The organism is Solibacillus sp. FSL W8-0372, assembly GCF_037969735.1.
GTDB classification, from domain to species: Bacteria; Bacillota; Bacilli; order Bacillales_A; family Planococcaceae; genus Solibacillus; species Solibacillus faecavium.
Genome location: NZ_CP150204.1, coordinates 491,145 through 508,906, shown reverse-complemented (window position 1 = coordinate 508,906; position 17,762 = coordinate 491,145). Strand labels below are relative to the sequence as shown.

13 protein-coding genes and 1 riboswitch are annotated in these 17,762 nt (G+C 38.6%); of the genes, 2 read left to right on the top strand and 11 right to left on the bottom strand.

Annotated elements, in window-relative coordinates; genetic code table 11:
• Window positions 1–8: 8 nt before the first annotated feature.
• The 10 genes from MKY13_RS02550 to MKY13_RS02505 all read right to left on the bottom strand — a co-directional run bounded on the left by MKY13_RS02550 (window position 9) and on the right by MKY13_RS02505 (window position 12,932).
• On the bottom strand, window positions 9–863 hold the full coding sequence (locus MKY13_RS02550) for a 3-hydroxybutyryl-CoA dehydrogenase (RefSeq protein ID WP_191700779.1): 855 nt from the start codon (window positions 861–863) through the stop codon (window positions 9–11).
• A gap of 13 nt (window positions 864–876) precedes the next feature.
• Complete coding sequence (locus MKY13_RS02545; RefSeq protein WP_339215107.1) at window positions 877–2,067, bottom strand: acetyl-CoA C-acetyltransferase; 1,191 nt, start codon at window positions 2,065–2,067, stop codon at window positions 877–879.
• Between the two features lie 267 nt (window positions 2,068–2,334).
• On the bottom strand, window positions 2,335–4,689 hold the full coding sequence (locus tag MKY13_RS02540) for a (Fe-S)-binding protein (protein ID WP_339215105.1): 2,355 nt from the start codon (window positions 4,687–4,689) through the stop codon (window positions 2,335–2,337).
• A 196-nt stretch (window positions 4,690–4,885) separates the two neighbouring features.
• Window positions 4,886–5,446, bottom strand: coding sequence for a cob(I)yrinic acid a,c-diamide adenosyltransferase (locus MKY13_RS02535; RefSeq protein WP_191700777.1), 561 nt, complete (start codon window positions 5,444–5,446; stop codon window positions 4,886–4,888).
• 30 nt (window positions 5,447–5,476) lie between these two features.
• Window positions 5,477–6,943: an adenosylcobinamide amidohydrolase gene (locus tag MKY13_RS02530; RefSeq protein WP_339215103.1), complete on the bottom strand. Its 1,467-nt coding sequence runs from the start codon at window positions 6,941–6,943 to the stop codon at window positions 5,477–5,479.
• Complete coding sequence (locus MKY13_RS02525; protein WP_339215101.1) at window positions 6,943–7,950, bottom strand: iron ABC transporter permease; 1,008 nt, start codon at window positions 7,948–7,950, stop codon at window positions 6,943–6,945. The genes MKY13_RS02530 and MKY13_RS02525 overlap by 1 nt, the downstream gene beginning before the upstream one ends.
• A complete protein-coding gene (locus tag MKY13_RS02520; RefSeq protein WP_339215099.1) occupies window positions 7,934–8,890 on the bottom strand; it encodes an ABC transporter substrate-binding protein in 957 nt (318 codons plus the stop codon). The genes MKY13_RS02525 and MKY13_RS02520 overlap by 17 nt, the downstream gene beginning before the upstream one ends.
• Before the next feature lie 139 nt (window positions 8,891–9,029).
• Window positions 9,030–9,222, bottom strand: a riboswitch (cobalamin riboswitch).
• A 104-nt stretch (window positions 9,223–9,326) separates the two neighbouring features.
• Entirely contained in the window at window positions 9,327–10,496 is a 1,170-nt protein-coding gene (locus tag MKY13_RS02515) for an acyl-CoA dehydrogenase family protein (RefSeq protein WP_339215097.1), read from the bottom strand.
• Window positions 10,497–10,824: 328 nt separating this feature from the next.
• Window positions 10,825–12,492: an arginine--tRNA ligase gene (gene argS, locus MKY13_RS02510; protein ID WP_191700772.1), complete on the bottom strand. Its 1,668-nt coding sequence runs from the start codon at window positions 12,490–12,492 to the stop codon at window positions 10,825–10,827.
• Complete coding sequence (locus tag MKY13_RS02505) at window positions 12,489–12,932, bottom strand: DUF1934 domain-containing protein (protein ID WP_191700771.1); 444 nt, start codon at window positions 12,930–12,932, stop codon at window positions 12,489–12,491. Before MKY13_RS02505 ends, argS begins: the two co-directional genes overlap by 4 nt.
• A 194-nt stretch (window positions 12,933–13,126) precedes the next feature.
• Between MKY13_RS02505 and MKY13_RS02500 the strand changes: the two genes are divergently transcribed.
• The gene (locus MKY13_RS02500) at window positions 13,127–14,209 is read left to right on the top strand and encodes a diguanylate cyclase (protein ID WP_339215094.1); all 1,083 of its coding nucleotides are present in this window, start codon (window positions 13,127–13,129) and stop codon (window positions 14,207–14,209) included.
• Between the two features lie 50 nt (window positions 14,210–14,259).
• On the opposite strand, the gene speB is transcribed toward MKY13_RS02500, so the two are convergent.
• Window positions 14,260–15,132, bottom strand: coding sequence for an agmatinase (gene speB / locus MKY13_RS02495; RefSeq protein ID WP_191700769.1), 873 nt, complete (start codon window positions 15,130–15,132; stop codon window positions 14,260–14,262).
• A 329-nt stretch (window positions 15,133–15,461) separates the two neighbouring features.
• On the opposite strand from speB, the gene MKY13_RS02490 reads away from it, so the two are divergent.
• Window positions 15,462–17,519, top strand: coding sequence for a PBP1A family penicillin-binding protein (locus tag MKY13_RS02490; protein ID WP_191700768.1), 2,058 nt, complete (start codon window positions 15,462–15,464; stop codon window positions 17,517–17,519).
• The last annotated feature ends 243 nt before the right edge of the window (window positions 17,520–17,762 follow it).

Below are 17,762 nucleotides of genomic sequence, written 5' to 3'. Positions count from 1 at the left end.
GGAGTCCCTCAGCTTTCGTATATGTAGAAACCTCGGCCGCTCTTTTTGCCTAACCAGCCGGCTGCCACATATTTGCGTAATAATGGACAAGGGCGATACTTACTATCACCAAGTCCTTCGTGTAAAATTTCCATAATCGATAAACATGTATCCAGCCCAATAAAATCAGCTAATGTGAGTGGACCCATCGGATGATTCATCCCCATCTTCATCACATCATCAATCGCTTCTTTCGTTGCTACCCCTTCATATAAGGCATAAATCGCCTCATTAATCATAGGCAATAAAATACGATTTGAAATAAAGCCTGGGAAATCATTTACTTCTACACCTGTTTTACCAAGTTGCTTTGTCATGTCGGCAACCATTTCATATACTGCATCTGTTGTTGCAAGACCTCGAATAATTTCCACAAGCTTCATGACAGGTACAGGATTCATAAAGTGCATGCCAATAACCTGCTCCGGACGCTTAGTAACTGCTGCAATTTCTGTAATTGGCAAACTTGAAGTATTCGTTGCCAAAATCGCATGTTTTGGTGCAATTTCATCAAGCTGTTTAAAAATTGATTGTTTAATATCCATATTTTCAACGGCCGCTTCAATAATAATATCGGCGTTTTTTGCATCTTCAATGGTCAAAGATTTTGTAATGCGTGCTAATATAGCTGATTTTTCCTCTTCTGTTTTACGACCTTTTTCTACATCACGTGTCAGGTTTTTCGTAATGTTATTTAAACCACGTTCGAAAAACTCATCCTTCATATCATTTAAAATGACTTCATAGCCTGCTTGTGCACAAACTTGTGCGATCCCGGAGCCCATTTGTCCTGCACCGATGACCATAACTTTTTGAATCGTCATTTATTTCATCCCCTTAGTTTGTTACTTCGATTAAAACTGCGTCCCCTTGACCACCGCCTGAACAAATTGCCGCAATCCCTAAACCACCGCCACGACGCTTTAATTCGTAAGCGAGTGTTAAAATGATACGGGCACCACTTGCTCCAATCGGATGACCTAATGCAACTGCGCCACCATTGACATTCACTTTATTCTCATCTAATCCGCTAATTTGATTGCTTACTAGCGCAACTGCTGCAAATGCTTCATTAATTTCGATTAAGTCAATGTCTGCCAATGTTTTACCTGACTTTTTAAGTAACTCATTTATTACAAGTCCCGGTGTTTGAGGGAAGTCTTCCGGCGCTACGCCCACTTCTGCATGTGCTAGGATTGTTGCAAGTGGCTGGCGGTTTTCCTGTCTTGCCTTTTCTTCACTCATAAGTATTAATGCACAAGCCCCATCATTCACACCCGGTGCATTTCCGGCTGTAATGGATCCATCGCTACTGAATGCCGACTTTAATTTTGCAAGCGTTTCCACTGTTGTCCCTAAGCGTGGTGCTTCATCCGATTCAATGTGGAGCGGCTCACCTTTTCTTTGTGGAATTTCTACAGGTACAATTTCCTCAGCAAATTTGCCTGATTCAATTGCTGCAAGCGCTTTTTCATGGCTACGTGCTGCCCATTCATCCTGCTGTTCACGGGATACCTCAAACTTGCTCGCTGTTTCATTTCCGTAAATGCCCATATGCACTTGTTTTGGATGAAATGCACATGACAAACCATCATAAATCATTCCATCTACTAAACTCGCATCGCCCATACGTAAGCCGAATCTCCCTTTCGGCATATAGTACGGTGCATTTGACATCGACTCCATTCCACCTGCAACGATTACATCTTCTTCTCCTAAACGTATAAGTTGATCGGCAAGTGTGACACTGCGCATTCCTGATGCACAAACTTTATTAATCGTTTCTGTTTTCACATTCCATGGTATACCGGCTTTATTTGCTGCCTGTCGTGAAGGAATTTGCCCCTGACCTGCCTGCAAAACTGTCCCGATAATCACTTCATCTACAGCTTCTGCTGCTACATTTGCTTTTGCCAATGCCTCTTTAATTGCAATTCCACCTAAATCACTCGCTGTTAATGAACTTAAACCACCGCCCAATTTACCGAATGGTGTTCGTGCTCCGTCTAAAATGACTGTTTTCGACAATCCATACACCCCTTTGTTTGAATCTGCTGATCTTGCAAAATCCTAAGTAGAATTTTGCCTTTTTCCATACCTTTAAGTAACCCCTTACTTAATATCCCTTTGTTTAAATCACTTTTTTAGTTGTTCGACTGAACGCTCGCTCAATCAATATTTAGAAAAAAATGAGAGTAATAGCTACTCCCATTTTTTCACTTAATTTCATTGTATTAAATAGTATTCTAAACTGCAACAATTATTCAAATATACTGACTTTAAATATTATTCTCTTTAATTCTTATTTTCTTTATCTTGTTCGCTATTTTCCTCTAAAGGAGTATTCACCGAATTTTCATCCGTTGCGACTTGCTGTTCTTCTGTAATTGATGATTGTTCCACAGGTGGTGCTTCTTTTTCAACTTCTACAAGTTCTGTTTCCTGCACTTTTTCGATAGTCGGTTCTTCAAAAACTTCCACTGGTGCTAAAACAATTTCTTCTTCAATTTCTTCTACTTGCTCTTTTTGTACTTGAACTTTTTCCGGTGTACCGAATACTGCTCGCTCTAAAATTTCCGCAATATCAAATGTTCCAACCGTTTCTTCCACTTCTTTTGCTTTCGTACCATCTGAAAGCATTGTTAAACAGTACGGACATCCTGATGAAATTACAGAAGCCTGTGTTGCCAGAGCCTGCTCTGTACGTGCTACGTTAATACGGTTTCCGACATGTTCTTCCATCCACATTAAGCCACCACCAGCACCACAGCACATACCGTCTTGACGATTACGTGTCATTTCAACCAGCTTAACACCTGCTATGCCTTTTAAAATTTCACGTGGTGGATCATATACATCATTGTAACGACCTAAATAACATGAATCATGGAATACAATCGTTTCATCCACACGATAGTCCATTGTTAGACGACCTTCTTGGATTAAATCGTATAAAAGTTCTGTATGGTGAAGTACTTCACCTTTCCAGCCGAAATCCTGATATTCATTTTTGAAAATATTGTATGCGTGCGGGTCAATTGTAACAATTTTCGTTACACCATTTTTTTCAAATTCATCAATATTTGCTGTTGCCAGCTCTTGGAACAGGAATTCATTTCCTAAACGACGTGGTGTATCACCAGAGTTCTTTTCCTTGTTACCTAAAATTGCGAACTTAACCCCAGCCTTATTCATTAATTTAGCGAATGCTAATGCAATTTTTTGTGAGCGGTTGTCAAATGAACCCATTGAACCTACCCAGAATAAATATTCCATTTCTTCGCCTGATTTTTTAAGCTCTTTAACTGTTGGAACATGAACAGATTCGTCCAACTCTCTCCAGTTTTCTTTTTCTTTACGGTTTAAGCCCCATGGATTACCTTGGCGTTCGATATTTGTCATCGCTCGCTGTGCATCCGGGTTTACTTTACCTTCTGTCATTGTTAGGTAACGGCGTAAATCAATAATTTTATCCACGTGCTCATTCATTACTGGACATTGATCTTCACAGTTACGACATGTCGTACAAGCCCAAATCTCCTCTTCTGTAATAACATCGCCAATTAATGATGGGCTATAAATATCTTCAATTACCGCGCCTTCAGCACCAGCTGCCATCGCTAATTGGTTCCCTTGTGTATTATTGAAGAAAGAAAATGGTACCCATGGCTTTTTCTTTAATTCAACTGCTCCTGTAAATGTTAAGTGATCACGTAATTTTACAAGTAAATCCATCGGAGACAGCATTTTCCCTGTACCTGTTGCCGGACACATATTCGTACAGCGCCCACATTCTACACAGGAATATAAATCGAGCATTTGCTTTTGCGTGAAGTCATGGATTTTACCAACACCGAGCGGCGGCATACTTTCCTCGTCTTCCGCTTCTTCCAAAGCAGCAAAATCGATTGGACGTAATGTACCCATACGTTCCTGACGATTAAAATAAACGTTTAAAATCGACGTGATTAAGTGGAAATGCTTACCTTGTGGAATATAAACAAGGAATGCTAATAGCGCTAATAAATGCGCCCACCACATTACAAAGAACATTACAGCAGCAATTGTTGGGTTCATCCATTGGAATACCCATGCAATAGCTGAGGCAACAGGTTCAGAGCCTGTTAAGCCATGATCATGCCAAATTAAATAAAAACCGTTACCAAATAGTGTAGCAAACATTAAAATTGCTAAAAACATGTATACTAAACCGTTTTTAAATCCTTGCTTTAAACGAGCAAGCTTCTCCATATAACGACGGTAAAATGCGACTGCAACTGCGATTAAAATCGTTAGTACGACAAGCTCCTGTGTAAATGTAAATACTGGGTATAAGCCCCCTAATGGCAAATGTGAACCTGGTGCCAGCCCTTTCCAGATCAGGTCAATTGCTCCGAACTGAACCATTAAAAACCCGTAGAAAAACAGAACGTGTACAAGTCCCATCTTTTTGTCTTTTAATAATTTTGATTGACCAAATACTTTCTCAATAATATCTTCCATACGCTCAGAAAATTTTTGATTGAACTCCTCTTTACGGCCAAGCTGAATGTAGTCATAGCGTGTTTTCAATAAGTATGCAAATAACCCTAATGCATAAAGTAGCACAGCAATGAATGCAATCCAGTTAATAATTAAAAATGTATTCATACTTTTCCCCCCTGGAATACTAAGTTTCCGAACCCCTTTGTTCCTATAAACTATATTACCCTATTAATCTATAACCTCATTGTAGTTATGAATGAGCATTCAGTCAACAGATTTCATCATTAATTCTGAAAATTAAATCAAAATATAAAAAATGCTAGATTGACAATTTATTTGTCTAAGCTAGCATTTTACTACTTTATTTAAAGACGTCACCACTGCGAATATATTCAACATCCGGGATGGATAAGCGATAATTCACTACCCGTGCTGCAGCAAATAGATAATCCGATAAACGATTTAAATATTTTTGTACAACAGGTGAAACATCTTCAATTTCTTTCATTAACGATACAGTTTGTCGTTCTGCGCGACGGGCTATCGTGCGAGCAATATGCAATGTGGCAGCAGCAGGTGCGCCTCCTGGTAATATGAAACGTTTTAATGGAGGTGCTTCTTCAGATAATAGGTCAATCCGATTTTCTAGAACTGCAATAGGTTCCTCTGCTAATTTATAGTGACGTTCCTTCATTACATTGGCCAAATCGCCGCCGCCATCGAACAATTCATGTTGGATAGCTGTTAAATCTTCAATAATATCCTGAAATTTACTTGAATCGAGTTCCGATACTGCTTTACCGATAAATGAATTTAATTCATCAATTGTTCCGTATGCCTCTACACGTAGATGATCTTTATCAACACGCCCTCCAATAATGCTGGTCTTCCCTTTATCGCCTGTCTTTGTGTATAATTTCATCAAATTTCATCCTTTCGATTTAGCGTTGCATTAAAGAATTGTATGATCTTTATACTTTTTTATTGCGGACACAGTAACTTCGAAAACTGCTCTACCGATTAATTTTCCGACTTCAGTAATTGGTCCTGCATACGGCATTTCTTCACCTTGCTGGGTCGCGGCGATTAATAAGCTGTCCGTTGCGGTACTAGTTGCCGTTGTGTTTGTTAAAGGGTCTTTAATTTGTTGGTCTGCCATTGCTTTTGTTTTCGCTTCTGTTGCCGTAATCATAGCTTGGATAAATGCTTCATCCGTTAGTTTACCATTAATAAAAACCCATGTATTAATAGTCCCGATATGCGGCTCATCTTCGCGTAAATAAGCCTTTGTGACATCAACACCATTTCCTACCCCTGCTGTTACCATAACACTAATTTCAACATTATCTTTTGAAAAATGCTGAATGGCTGCACATTTCGTTTTCACAGCTGTTAACATAACAACCGTATTTGTTGGTGAAAAGTGATTTATTTGTAAAAATTGTTCTGTTTCTTCTTTCACATTGTATATATCATATTCCGGTGCAATCGCACGGTTTAAAAATGTATCATACCAGCCTATTCCCGCATTATGTACTGCCGAAGAAATAACTTTTAATGGGGATGGAGAAATGTACTTAACATATTCATCTGTTATTTTGAAATTATTTTTATTTATAGTCGATTGTTTTTGTTCTAATTCATTTGTTGGCATCATTGTTATTTGTGGCTTTGGCAGTTCAGGATGTGGATAAGTCACCACACGCGCCTGGTAGACATCGGCAATTTGATCTTGCATGATGACTTCATGTGGCTCCCCAAAAGCACGTATTTCCCCATTTTCAATTAAAAGCAGTTCATCACAATATAGCGACGCCAAATTAATGTCATGAAAAATTGATACAACCGTTAATCCATTAAGTTCTACTTGCATTCGAATCATGTCCAAAATTTGCTTCTGGTGAGCAATGTCCAAATGATTTGTCGGCTCATCCAAAAGAAGCAGCTCCGAATCCTGTGCTAGTGCCTGTGCAATAAATACACGCTGTTGCTCACCACCAGAAAGAAACTCCAGATGTCGATTTCTGTAATGCGAAACCCCGGTGCTTTCCATTGCACGATTTACAAGGTTTTCATCTTCCTTTGACCATGTGGAAAAAAAGCCACTTTGGTGTGGATATCTGCCCAGTGAAACAGCGTCGTATACACTGTTCGTAAATACACTGGCGTTTAATTGAGGAAGAACAGCCATCTTTTTTGCCAACTGTTTAATATCGTAGCTATTAATCGGGCGATCTTCAATTATGATTTCCCCCCGTGTAGGTTTTAAAACGCCACTGATCATTTTTAATAATGTCGATTTCCCACTACCGTTTGGACCAAGAATCCCGAGGATTTTACCTTTTTCCACGTGAAACGTCATATTTTTCACAATCTGTTTTCCGTCATAACCACCTGACAATTCGTTCACTTTTAACACTATGCAACAACCTTTCTACGTTGCTTAAAGAAAATATAGGCAAATACCGGTGCACCAATAAACGAAGTAATTACGCCAATTGGGAGTTCTACAGGTGAGATGATCGTCCGTGATACTAAGTCGCAAATGACGAGTAGACTCGCACCATTTAAAAAGGATAATGTCAGTAAATGTCGATGATCGGCTCCGACTAATAGACGAATCATGTGCGGCACAACTAAACCGACAAAACCAATCGTACCGGAAGCAGCTACAGCAGATCCCGTTAAGATGGAGCCACCTGCTAAAATCATATATTTACTGCGCTTCACATTTACCCCTAAATATTGAGCACGTTCCTCTCCATATATCATTGCATTCAGCTCACGGCGGTTGAACCATATAATACTCGTACCGATAATCATGAATGGTAAAATCATATTTACATATGACCAGCCACGCATCGATACACTACCAAGCAGCCAACCAATAATTGCTCTAAGCTCTTCCCCCGTTAAAGCAACCATTAATGAGATACATGAACCTAAAAACGAGCTAAATATAATTCCTGTTAAGATTAACGTTTCCATTTTCATAGAACGATCCACAAGTCGCGCAAATGTTAATACTATGACCATTGTACATGCGGCACCTGCCATACTGAATACTGGTAATGTAAATGCACCAAGAAACGGAATCGATATACCTAAAAAAATTGTCATAACGGCTCCGACTGATGCACCTGATGAAATCCCTAGCGTATAAGGATCGGCCAATGGATTTTTTAATAGCCCCTGGAAAGCCGCCCCTGCAATCGCCAGTGATGCACCAACGATTGCGGCTAAAATTACCCGTGGCATTCGAATTTTCCACAGTATACTGTAAGCTATCGGATCTGTCGTTTTATCCCATAATGTCGAAAGGGGGATATTAACCGTTCCAAATGATACTCCGATCCACAAGCTGCAAAGAAGCAATGCAATGGAAGTAGCATAAGCATATATATATTTTCTATTCTTTAAATACATCTGGATAAATTGCCTCACCTAGTGATTCAATACCTTCTACAATACGTGGACCTTGGCGACTCGTCGTATCCCCATCTACGACATGAACATTGCCATTTTTAATTGCATCCATTTCGTTATAGGCAGAGTTATTTACGATGCTTTCATAGTCGTTTTCATATGTTACAATCACTTCGTCTGGATTACTATCAACAAATTGCTCAGAGCTATACATCGGCCATCCAAGCTCTTGTACTGCATTTTCTACATTTAACACTTCTAGCATTTCATTAATAAATGTTTCTTGTCCTGCTGCATATAAGTCCGGCTCTGTGCCCACTACGATAAACACAGATTTTTCTTCTAAATCAGCCACTTTAACTTCAATGTCTTGAATTCCTTTTTGAATGGATGCAATCATCTCTGTTGCCTCCGCGGTTTTCCCTGTTAATTGCCCAATTTGTTCAATAGTCGTATATGTTTCTTCAAATGTTGTAGTATTTTTCACTACAAATACAGGAATGCCCACTGATTCAAGCTGCGCAATACCTTCTTCGTTAAAGCTATAAAGACCTGATTCATGAGCTACTACTAGATCTGGCTGCAATGCAATCAATTGTTCCAAGTTAAATTCCATCCCACCGACTTTTTCTTTTGTCTGAGCTTCTTCCGGGTAATTATCATTATCGGATACTCCAATAATTTGTTCATTTAAGCCTAAGCCAAATAATATTTCTGTATTCGATGGAATAAGGGAAATAATGCGTTCAGGAGCTTTTTCCACTGTCACTTCTTTGTTTAAAGCATCCGTTACCGTTATAGGGAACTGTGCTTGTTCCTCAACCATGTCTTTCGATTGTTGAGCTGAATCTTTTTCTACTGCTGTTTCTTCAACCCCACAGCCTGCAAGAAGCATAATTGAAATAATTCCTGTTGAAGAAAGTCGCTGCCAAGTTTTCATATGTAATTAATTCCTCCTAAAATTGTTCTAACTTGTTATTTTACACAAAAATAAAAAGCCTCCTACATACTAGGAAGCTTTATGAAAGCAAATAAATTCAAATAAAAAATTCATTCACCACATCCTATCCGCGTAGGTATTAATCGGGCATTATAAAGGCAGGTCTCCTGGCTTATGCATTAACGTTTATGAGCTGCCTTCCCGAAAATTTCAGTGGCATATAGCTCCAAACTAGCAATTACAGTGGCGGGACCGCATCGGATTTGAACCGATTTCCCTTTTACTTCTTACTTTAATTAGATATAGTAAGAACCTTTATAGTACATATTTAATTAATATTTTTATTATAGCGGATATTTCACTTAATGTATGCAAAATTACCAAAGTTTCAGATAATTTGTTTATAATTCAGTTTCTGCGTAGTAAATAACACAGATCATTCTTTTGTTTTTAAATTGTTTTCAATTGCTGTCTCTGCTAAACGCTTAATTGTAATGTCATCCATTGGTGGATTGTGTAAGCCTGCACGTACATCACGGTAATAGCGTTGAAGTGGGTTGGACCGTTGAAGACTCTTTGCGCCAACTAAACGCATCGCTTTATCAACGACTTCAATCGCTGTATTTGCCACAACATGTTTAGCAATATTGATTTCGTTAACTAAGGTCGCCTTCTTCGTCGGGTCATCATACAGTCTTGCTACCCCATAAATAGTAAAACGAGCTTTTGTTAATGCTAAATCCATTTCTCCGATGAGCGTTTGAACATTCGGCAATTGTGCAATTGTCCCTTGAATACTATTTGGTGAATGGCTATTCGCAAAATCAACCGCATAATCACGTGCTGCCTGTGCAATCCCTAAATAAGTCGCCGGGATAAGCAGTAACCAGCCGTTTAACTTAAAACCTGTTGTATAGTTTGGGATTTCCACTAAGTTCGTCTGATCAATGCGTACATTGTCGAGCACTAAATCATCGCTTCCCGTACCGCGCATTGATGCCACATCCCACGTGTTTTCGACCAATACTCCTTCAGCTGTTTTCGGAACAAGGAAAAACCCTAACTGATCCACATCTTCAATCCATGCAGATACTAAAAAATAATCGAGATCCGGTGCACCGCTCGTATAGTTTTTACGCCCGTTAATTATATAATGTTCGCCATCACGTTTTGCGGAAGTCGCCGGACGCCCACCACGCACTGGACTTCCCATCGCAAACTCACTTACTGCACGATTTACTGTCGCACCATTTGCAATTTCTCCACCAAACCAATCAAGCTTTTGAGGATTCCAGTAACGGTTTTCAAAAATCTCGCCTACATTTTGAATTGTCCACGAAACTGCCAACCCCGTACTTCCGCAATAGCTTGCCAATGTTTCATGTAGTAAAAGCGCATCATATACGGTGAAGCCATCTCCACCGTATTCCTTTGGCAACGTTATTTTTGTATAGCCAATTTCGCGTAGCTTTTGGAAATTTTCAAATGGAAATGTCGCTTGCTCATCTGTTTGTTGTGCCAATTGCTTTATACTCTCTGAAATTGTTTCGAGCTTTTCCAACCATTGTCGCTGCTCGTCCGTTTCAATAAATAATTCCTTGCTCATGGAAAGCACCACCCTTGTCTGTTGTCTTACGTAGTTATTTCTTCAAATTAATAGTACGTTTCGGGAATTTACAAGTCAATAGATATCCCTAGTTTCTTTGTAGGGATTCACTCACTTAATAAATAAGGGAGGGATTTCCAGTTTAAAGTGGAACGGTGGTAGGAGAAAGGCGAAAATATTCACGCTAATGTAGAACGTTTCGATCCAAAAGGAGATCCTTTACAACAAAAGGTAGAACGGCTCAGCTAAAAAGTAGAAACATCGCATTTTCAATGAAAAAACACCCTATTTTCCGTTAATAGAAAATAGAGTGTCGTGAAATTTTGTATTACATTTTCTCTGGTGCACTTACGCCGATTAATTTCAACGCATTTGCTAAAGTTGTTTTTACTGCTGTAATTAACGCTAAACGCGCTGCAGTTAACTCTTTGTTATCTTGGTTTAATACTTTTTCAGCATTGTAGAAGCTATGGAATGCTGCTGCTAAGTCTTGAATATAGTTTGCGATTCTGTGCGGTGTACGGTGTTTCGCTGCATCTGCCACGATTTGTGGGAATGCGCCGACCTTTTTCAGAACATCTTCTTCTTTTTCTGCTACAAGTAAGTTCAGGTTTTCTAATGATGCTTCAAAACCTTGCTCGCTTGCTGCACGTAAAATTGATGAGATACGTGCATGTGCATACTGCGCATAATACACTGGGTTTTCATTAGATTGTGATACTGCTAAGTCTAAATCGAAATCCATGTGTGAATCACCTGCAGTTTTTACGAAGAAATAACGTACTGCATCCAAGCCTACTTCTTCTACTAATTCACGCATAGTTACGGCGTTACCTGTACGCTTACTCATTTTGAACTTCTCACCGTTTTTGTAAAGCTGAACCATTTGAATTACTTCAACTTCCAATGTTTCACGCTCGTAGCCAAGTGCTTCAATCGCTGCTTTCATACGTGGGATATAACCGTGGTGATCAGCACCCCAAATATTGATTAATTTATCAAATCCGCGACGTAATTTATCTTCATGGTAAGCAATATCTGGTGTTAAATATGTGAATGAACCGTCGTTTTTAATTAATACGCGGTCTTTGTCATCGCCAAATGTAGTTGAACGGAACCAAGTTGCTCCATCTTCATCAAATACGTGTCCATTTGCCTTTAGTTTCTCTAGAGCAACATCGATTTTGCCGTTTTCATATAATGAAGTTTCAGAATACCAAACGTCAAATTCAACACGGAAGTTTTTCAGATCGTTTTGTAATTTTGCCAACTCTAGCTTCAAACCGTGCTCACGGAAAAATTTAAAACGTTCTTCTTCTGATTTATCTAAAATTGCAGCACCGAATTCTTCAGTTAACTTCCCTGCAATATCAATAATATCTTGTCCGTGGTAGCCATCTTCCGGCATCTCGGCATCCATACCTAAAGCTTGTTTATAGCGTGCTTCCAATGAGTAAGCTAAGTTGTTGATTTGGTTACCTGCATCGTTAATATAGTATTCACGAGATACATCAAAACCGGCAAAATCCATAACGTTACATAAAGAATCCCCTACAGAAGCACCGCGGGCATGTCCTAAGTGTAAGTCCCCAGTTGGGTTCGCTGATACGAACTCGACTTGTACTTTTTCCCCAGCTCCAGCAGTAGAACGACCGTAATTTTCACCTTGTTCGAATGCTGCTTTTACTACACCTGCTAAGAAGTCTTTACGAACTGTAATGTTTAGGAAGCCAGGACCTGCGATTTCGATTTTTTCGATATCTGTCCCTTCTGTTTTTACATTCTCTAAAATGCTTTCTGCAATGGCACGCGGTGGCTTTTTCGCCAATTTAGTTAATTGCATCGCTACGTTTGTAGCAAAATCACCGTTTGCTTTGTCTTTTGGTGTTTCCAGGTGAATATTTAGTTCTGTGCCAGCTTCGACTAAGCCTGCCTGATTGATCGCTGCTTTTAAAGCGTCTTTAATCGATTGCTGTAATTGTTCTACTGCATTCATGAATATACCTCCGTAAATTGAATTTCCAATGTGTATTGTCCGACAGAATTGCCGCCTATTATAAGATCATATTGCGTTTTAAAACGCCCTGATACTTTTTCGCTTTGTGTTACTTCAATGGATAACTGATGCGTATCGGTAACGATTGGCAATGATCCGAATGGACTTTCATAATGTCCATTTTCCCGTAAGCCCAGATTTAAAGGAAGACGCATGTTGACACCACCGCTTCGCATTATAAAGGCTTTCGCTTCATCTAGCTTTATCGTCGTTTGAATTCGTGTCTCTTCCTGAACTTCTTCATAGCGTAAATAATGATTTGCGCCTTTTTCTACACAGTTGCCTTCTAGCCACATTTCATATTTTTCAAGCTCGCCCTCGGTAGGAATGATGGAGGAAATTAGCTTAATTTTGACTGTTTTCCCATTCTCGTTCGCCACAGCAGTCAGCTCCTATGCATATATTTCTATAACCTTTTTATTATAGGATAAGTTCCTCTCTTTAAGCAACATCGAACTTAAACTTTGCCTTAGTACTTTTATCATCTAGTTTTGAGTATTTTTCCGTTATTTAAATCATTTTTATAGTATTTTGGGTAGAAAAGAGTAATGATTATTTTATAAAGGAGTTAATTATGTTTATCGAAATATTATCTTATTTTTGTATATTATTTACGTTTACACTTTTAATTTATTGGCCATTTATTAATTATTTTAAAATTACACCATTGATTAATCGATCAATTCCATATGTGACAGGTATAAAATTTGGCGTGACGGGGCTTATTTTAACTTATTCTGCAATACATCTTGTTGATGGCGTATTGGTAAATTCCCAGTTTATTTCCGTTCTGTTTAGTGGATTATTAGGTGGACCTTTTGCGATATTAATTAGCGGCCTAATTATAGGGATTGGTCGATTTTTCCTGTCAGAAATATCGATGGCTTCTACTATTTTTAACTACAATTTTATTTTACTAGTATTGGTGCTATTTCTAATTACACGAAGGTATGCAATGACCGCTAAAACAGTATTCATATATTTTTGGTTATGTTTGATTGAAACGATATTGATTTCTTTTATCGGACTTTGCTTTATTAGTAAGGGATTCGGATTCCTCCTGTTATATGGTTTATTTACTATTTTCGCATTTTACTTTATTTTCATCGTAATTCATCATGTAAAACGTACGAATGATACTGTACAGGAAACTACTTATTTGCGAAAAATTGATTATTTAACACAGTTGCCTAATACAGCAGAATTAGAGAAGTGTCTTCAACAACTTGTTAAGAAAAACGGTGTATTCAGTTTATTATTGGTAGATATTCGGGATTTTAAAATGATTAATTCCCGATACGGATTTTCAACAGGCGATTTAATTATTAAGCAGTTGGCTTTTCAGCTAAAAGAGTATGCAGCTAAAAATGATGCATTTGTTGCCCGGTTAGGCGGCGAGGAGTTTGCCATTATTTTAAGGGATATCCCTCCAGCTCTAGCGATTTTTGAGGCGGATAATTTAATAAAGACTATAGCCCAACAGCCTTTTAATGAAATAGGAAAAGAGGAAATTTATATATCCGTTACGATTGGATTAAGCTCTTATCCGGATAATGGCCCAAATTCACATAGTATGATTGAAAATTTAATTAGAGCTTCTCAACATGCCAAATCGAATCTAACATCAGGCTACTTTCATGCAAACAACTTAAAGTAAATACTTAAAAAGCGAGCGACAAAATTTCGTCGCTCGCTTTATTTTTCTTTTTATTTCACCCAACCTAAAATCATTTCGCGAATTAACTTTGCTGCTGTGTTTACTGTTATTTCTGAATGGTCGTAAATCGGTGCCACTTCTACAAGGTCAAAGCCGACAACATTAACTTCAGCGTGCGCGATTTCATGAATCGATGCTAAAAGTTCTTTTGGTGTAATGCCACCTGCATCTACAGTACCTGTGCCTGGAGCATGTGCCGGGTCCAATACATCAATATCAATTGTCACGTAAACATTGCGCCCTTTTAATGTTGGCAGGATTTGCTTTAAAGGCTCGAGTACTTCGAATAATGAAATGTGCATCCCGTTTTCCTTTGCCCACTGCAATTCTTCCTTTAAGCCTGAACGAATTCCGAATGAATAGACATTTTCAGGTCCGATTGTATCCGCAATTTTACGAATTGGCGTTGCATGTGAATACTGTTCACCTTCATAATCGGTACGCAAATCTGTATGCGCATCAAAATGAATAATTGCTAAATCATCATACTTTTCGTATACCGCTTCCATTACTGGCAATGATACTAAGTGTTCGCCACCCATGCCAACTGGAACTTTGTTGTCTGCCAATACTTTACGAACAAATGTCTTAATTTCCGCCAAAGATTTTTCCGGATTACCGAATGGCAACGGAATGTCTCCCGCGTCAAAAAATGGAACATCCGCTAATTCGCGGTCTAAGTAAAAACTGTATTCTTCCAAACCGACTGATACTTCACGGATTCTAGCTGGCCCAAAACGTTGACCTGGACGATAGCTTACTGTCCAATCCATTGGCATGCCGTAAAGAACTGCCTTACTTTCTTCGTAATTTTGGTGGCTTTTAATAAACATATTGCCAGCATAAGTTTCATCAAATCTCATTTACGATCACCTACATCCTTCTCTATTTTAAATTATCAATTATAAATCAATTTGTTCTCAATTTCGTATGCATAGCGACCGGTGATTTTGCTCATACTAAATCTAACAAATGAAACTTTTGATCGCTATTTTCGTATAATTAAGTACAACTGACAAAATTCGACATTGTGAATACGTATAGTCATAGCAGTATTAATGCTTATTTCCATTTAATGTGCTACGACAAAAGTATAGTTGTTTTCATTGAAAGTGCAATAGAATTTTTATAACTTTTCATAAATGACTGAAAATTTTTTGCTTACTATAAAAAAGAAATGAGGTGGAAAAACTTGAAAAGACAGCAATATAAAAAACGAAAAAGCCGTAAAAGATTTATAAAAAAAGTAGGACTCGTTACTATTGCCCTTTTATGTTTTTTCGCTGTAACGTTCCTTTCATTGCGTATATATGCACAAGTTGCCGGAGCACCACCACTTACTGTTCCGAAAGCTTCGATCTTTTTGGATAGCAACAATAATAAAATTGGCGATTATTTTACCGAGGAGCGTCGCTATTGGACAGAATTGGATGATATTTCACCTTATTTAATTGACGCTACTGTAGCCGTGGAAGATAAAGACTTCTTTGACCATAGTGGTTTTGACTATTCCCGAATTGCCGGTGCCGTTTTAGCAGATATTAAAGCGGGAGGTAAAGTCCAAGGAGCTAGTACACTCACTCAGCAATATGCGCGTAACCTTTATTTAACTCATGAAAAAACATGGACCCGAAAAATAAATGAAGCCTTATTTGCCTATCGTTTAGAATTATTTTACTCAAAAGAGGAAATTTTAGAAGGCTATTTAAATACGGTTTACTACGGACATGGAATGTATGGTGTAGAAGCAGCGAGCCGTTATTTTTATGACAAATCAGCAAAGGATTTAACATTAGCCGAAGCTTCTATGCTTGCCGGTGTTCCAAAAGGGCCGACGTATTATTCGCCACTAAATGATTTAAAAAAGGCGACAAATCGTCAGCAAGTTATTTTACGATTAATGGCTGATCAAGGAAAGATTACAGAAGATGAAAAAACACGTGCTACGTCTGAACAAGTTGTACTTAAAAGTGATCAATGGATTGCGTCAAAGTCGATAGCACCTTACTTTTTGGATGTTGTTAGGGAAGAAGCGACTGACATATTAAAATCCAAAAACCTTAGTATTAATGAAGGTGGATGGACGATTCAAACAACATTGAACCAGGCGCATCAGCGTGCAGCTGAAAATGCGATTGAAAAGAATATGCCTAATAGTGATTTACAAGTTGGTTTAGTCAGTATGGATGCGTACACTGGCTATGTAACAGCTCTTGTAGGAGGACGTGATTATGGTGTAAGCCCCTTTAATCGGGTCTCATTGGGAAATCGTCAACCCGGCTCCGCCATCAAGCCGATTTTATACGCAGCGGCTCTTGAAAAGAATTTTACCCCAATGTCGTTTTTGGATGTTAGTGAGACAACATTCACTTATGATAGTGGGCGAGCAACTTATACACCACAAAACGTCAATAATAAGTTTGCAGATCATGCCATTTCCTTAGCCCAAGCATTAGCTATTTCCGACAATATTTATGCAGTAAAGACATTGGAAGGGATCGGCTACCGTTCCTTCCGAGATATTCAAAAACGCTTTGGACTTCAATATTCTGAAAAAGATATCCCATCCATTGCTTTGGGAACCGCTGAAAATTCGCTGTATGATTTAACAAATGCATATAACATACTTGCAGCTGGTGGAGAAAAGAGAAAACCGGTTACCGTATTATCGATTACTGATGCAAAAGGGAAAGTTGTTTATAAATATAAAAAACCGGAGAAAGAACAAGTAATTTCTGAACAGGATGCTTTTGTTCTCACACAAATGATGACAGGAATATTCGATCCTGTATTCAGTGATTACTCTCCTGCAACCGGCCTATCTTTACGCTCTAGAATGTCCCACACGTATGCAGCAAAATCGGGGACGACAAATAGTGATCAATGGATGATTGGCTTTACACCTAGCTTAACTGCCGGTGTATGGAATGGCTATGACCAAGGGAAAACACTATCTGTGCAGGCAGATATGGCAGCTTCCAAACAAGTGTGGATCGATTTTATGGAAACCGCCCTTGATGGAAAAGCAAACGAAACTTTTAAAATGCCAAGTGGCGTCGAGCCTGTTACGGTTGATATTCTAAGTGGTAATTTAGCCGATGCCTCCTGTCCGAACCAGCGTGTCGTTTATATGAAAACGGCAGATATCCCAACGGAATCATGTGGAACATTCGATTTCTTCGATACTGATACATGGGGTAATTTCTTCGAAACATTACCATTTGAAGCATTTAAAGGTTTTTGGGACTAAAAATTAAAAAAGCTCTTTCGTTTCCGGTTCTAGTCCGTAAAACGAAAGAGCTTTTCTATTGTGGTTAACGAAAGGATGAGAATCATGGGGCATTCGGCTTGGGAATGTTCAAATGCCGCTTAATACTCATCACTATTCATTTTCCACGTGTCCTAGCCTACTACTTTGCAAGCTTTAAAATCAGTTTACTTTCTTTTGGAAGCAGTTTCAACCACCGATTAGTATGTTCTTTAAATGTCACAT